Annotated in this window: 1 protein-coding gene and 3 pseudogenes; 2 read left to right on the top strand and 2 right to left on the bottom strand. The window is 37.1% G+C overall.

The window, feature by feature from the left end; all coding sequences use genetic code 11:
- Positions 1 to 636, bottom strand: a pseudogene (locus tag FTV27_RS16900) (IS3-like element ISAba14 family transposase); the annotation flags it as partial.
- A 236-nt stretch (positions 637 to 872) separates the two neighbouring features.
- Between FTV27_RS16900 and FTV27_RS16895 the strand changes: the two are divergent.
- Positions 873 to 2,032 (top strand): annotated as a pseudogene (locus tag FTV27_RS16895) (IS3 family transposase).
- A gap of 5 nt (positions 2,033 to 2,037) precedes the next feature.
- On the opposite strand, the pseudogene FTV27_RS16890 reads toward FTV27_RS16895, so the two are convergent.
- Positions 2,038 to 2,394 (bottom strand): annotated as a pseudogene (locus FTV27_RS16890) (hypothetical protein); the annotation flags it as partial.
- Between the two features lie 194 nt (positions 2,395 to 2,588).
- On the opposite strand from FTV27_RS16890, the gene FTV27_RS16885 reads away from it, so the two are divergent.
- Positions 2,589 to 2,852, top strand: a complete 264-nt coding sequence (locus FTV27_RS16885) for a hypothetical protein (protein WP_180079333.1) — start codon at positions 2,589 to 2,591, stop codon at positions 2,850 to 2,852.
- Positions 2,853 to 3,212: the final 360 nt, after the last annotated feature.

The following is a 3,212-nucleotide window of genomic DNA, read 5'->3' as shown; positions in this document are numbered from 1 at the left end:
ACCCTTTGAGCAGATATGGATATTTACGGTGAGCTTGATTAGCCTGGCTTAAATTTGGTTTGCAATATAACGCCTGAATACCCATTTTCTTCATTAAAGTACGTGTATGACGTCGTCCTATATGATGTCCTTGACGATTCAACAAATCACGCATCATACGACTGCCTGCAAAAGGATATTGCATATGTAATTCATCAATACATCGCATCAGCTTCAGATCTGATGCACTCACAGGTTTTGGGCGATAGTAATAACAACCACGGGAGACTTTCAGCAGCTTAGCTTGCTTAGATACTGAAATCTGAAGTGAGTCGTCGATTAACTTTTGTGGTTGAAGCGGCCCAGTTTCTTCAACACACCTTCTAAAAAATCAATTTCTAATGCCTGCTCACCGATTTTTGCATGTAGTTTTTTTAGATCGATGGGTGGTTCTGTTGGAGCTTTTGATTGATCGAAAGCTTGCGAGGAAGCTGAGATCAATTGATTTTTCCAGTCAATAATTTGGTTTTGATGAACATCAAACTCAGCACTCAATTCAGCAAGTGTTTTTTCTGCTTTAATCGCAGCAAGTGCTACCTTAGCTTTAAAATCATTTGAATGATTTCTTCTTGGTCTACGTGCCATAAAATACTCCATATATTGATGTTTATAACATCATTTGAGGAGCAGAATATCACTTATAGGAGTTGTTCAAATTTACGGATCCATCTCTCACCGACATAAAATACACTAAATAACATAATTGGTATTTTAATAAACTCTATATATAACAGTTATATAGAGTTTTTATTTTGTGTGGTGTGATCCTAGCCAAAATAATGGACAGCACGTCCCTCTAAAGAACGTAACTTTAATCTTTGGAGATTCAAGAAATGGCTAAACGTTTTAGTCCTGAATTTAAACAGCAAGCGATTGATTATGCAGTTTCAAACTCCCACGAACCTATAGCTGCAATCGCCCAGAAATTAGGTGTGGGTTATTCAACTTTAGACAAATGGATTCGTGAAGCCAATCCAATGGGTTCAAGCAAACGTCAACTTTCACCAAAACAACAGCGGATCTTGGAATTAGAGAAAGAAGTCAAACAGCTCAGGGACGCCAATGACATCTTAAAAAAAGCGCATGTGTACTTTCTGACAGATCATGCCAAGAAAAGTACACGGTAATTCAAGATCTGGATGTGAATAAAGTCACTGTATCTTCTGCCTGTAAATGCCTGGGTGTCAGCACTTCAGGCTATTATGCCTGGCGAAAACGCCAGGCCAATCCAGCGCAGAAATATAATGATTTAAAAGCCGTATATTGGCAGCATCATGCACGATTGGGTGCACCTTCATTGGTACATGACATGCATGATTTAGGTTACAGCATGAGCGAACGAACCGTTGGAAGAATGCTTAAAAAGCTTGGTTTACGTAGCAGGATTGCACGTAAATACAAGCATACGACTGATTCAAACCATCGTTTGCCTACAGCGCCTAACTTGTTGGATCGTCAATTTACGGTCAATGAACCCAATAAGATCTGGACAACGGATATTACCTATATCCGTACTAAGCAAGGTTGGCTGTATTTATGTGTGATGCTGGATCTATTCAGCCGTCGTATTGTCGGTTGGCAAACCAGCTATCGAATAGACCGTTAATTGGTGTGTGATGCGTTTCATTATGCAATGGCTCGTCAGGGGTATCCAATGGGTGTCATGGTACATTCGGACCAAGGCTCACAGTACTGTAGTCGTGATTTTAGGGCGCTATTATTAACGAATAACTGCGTTCAAAGTATGTCACGTAGGGGAAACTGTTGGGACAATGCAGTGACCGAAAGCTTCTTTCATACATTGAAAGGTCATGTGGTCCATGGCAGTGTGTTTGCCACTCGAAAAGAAGCGAATGCTGTCTTGTTTGACTATATTGAGATTTATTACAATCGGGTCAGAAGACATTCTGCAAACGGCTGGTTAAGCCCTGAAGCCTTTGAGAAGAAATATTTTAAGAATTTAGAGGGATTTGTTGTCCACGATACTGTCTAGGATCAAAATTTTAGAAATTCGGAACTAACCACATTTTTTAATAGTTCGATTTTTTTGTTATCTTTGGGAAGAGAATGGATAATTAGATTAATTTCTTTGGGTGCGTTCTGAGTCCAATATAGGAACCATTGGAAATTACTGGCGATGGTATAACCGGATAGATTAGTATCTTTCCAGACGTGAATCTCGGGACTTGGATTCAAGATACCTAGATCTGTTTTTAAAGCTTTGAAAGCCTCTTGATAGCAAAGATAAATTCCAGAAAAATCAGGATGTATACTGATTTGGATTTTATTGAAATTTTTGCACAACAATTTTTTAGGTGCGCCAAATTCTTCATCGAAATCAAAAGCTTTTCCCATAGTTCTTTACAAGTTTAAAAAATAATCAAGTGAAGATTCTTATAATTTTTTGAAATATTAAACAAGATTGATCTACCCCATATTTTGTGTTTATTTACAATTAATATACAATATATTGTGATTTTTTATATTTTTAAGAACTGGGTCACAACTTATAGCAATGCTATTTATTTTAAAACTTAGAGGTTCTTAATATGGAAATTAAACAACTGAAACAGGTAGAAGTCGTTACAGATGTTGTATGTGATGTATGCAACCAATCAACGAAACTGCAGTTTGGAAATTTATCCGCACATTGGGGGTCTGGCTCCAAGCATGATGGGCAAAGATATGAGTTACAGTTATGTGAGAAATGTTTCTTTTATGCCTTGGCGACATTAAAAAAAGAGAGAGCAGATAAATATATGTTTGATAAAAGTTTTGACCCTTCGAATCTGGATGGGTTTGGGTTGAAATGAACCTATCATTATGAGAAATTCTTAGAATCAAACAACATACTGATCTCAATTCAATCTAGCAGTTACCATTTTTAATGATGGGTAGGATATTCAGGAATTTTTCGTTGCTTTGATCTCGTGTGTACATGTGAGAGGATTATTTTCTTATTTTATTTTTCTGAGAAATAGATCTAAGTTTTTTGTGTTTTACAGTTGCCAATATACAGATTCTTGTTTAAATCTGCCGAAGCAGATTGATGTGTGCTTAAAAAACAGGAGGGTTTAACTTGGTAAACTATACATACTCATTAGGAGTTTACCATGAGCAAGAAACAGAAGACTTACACCGCAGAATTTAAAGCTGAAGCCATAAAAGCCATT

Source organism: Acinetobacter sp. YH12251, assembly GCF_013417465.1.
In the GTDB taxonomy this organism is placed as follows: domain Bacteria; phylum Pseudomonadota; class Gammaproteobacteria; order Pseudomonadales; family Moraxellaceae; genus Acinetobacter; species Acinetobacter amyesii.
Note: the sequence above shows the minus strand (reverse complement) of the source record. Positions and strands in the feature narration are given on the sequence as shown.

Excerpts from the sequence above, each read along its gene's own strand:
- FTV27_RS16885 (WP_180079333.1), top strand. The coding sequence starts at position 2,589 with ATGGAAATTAAACAACTGAAACAGGTAGAAGTCGTTACAGATGTTGTA.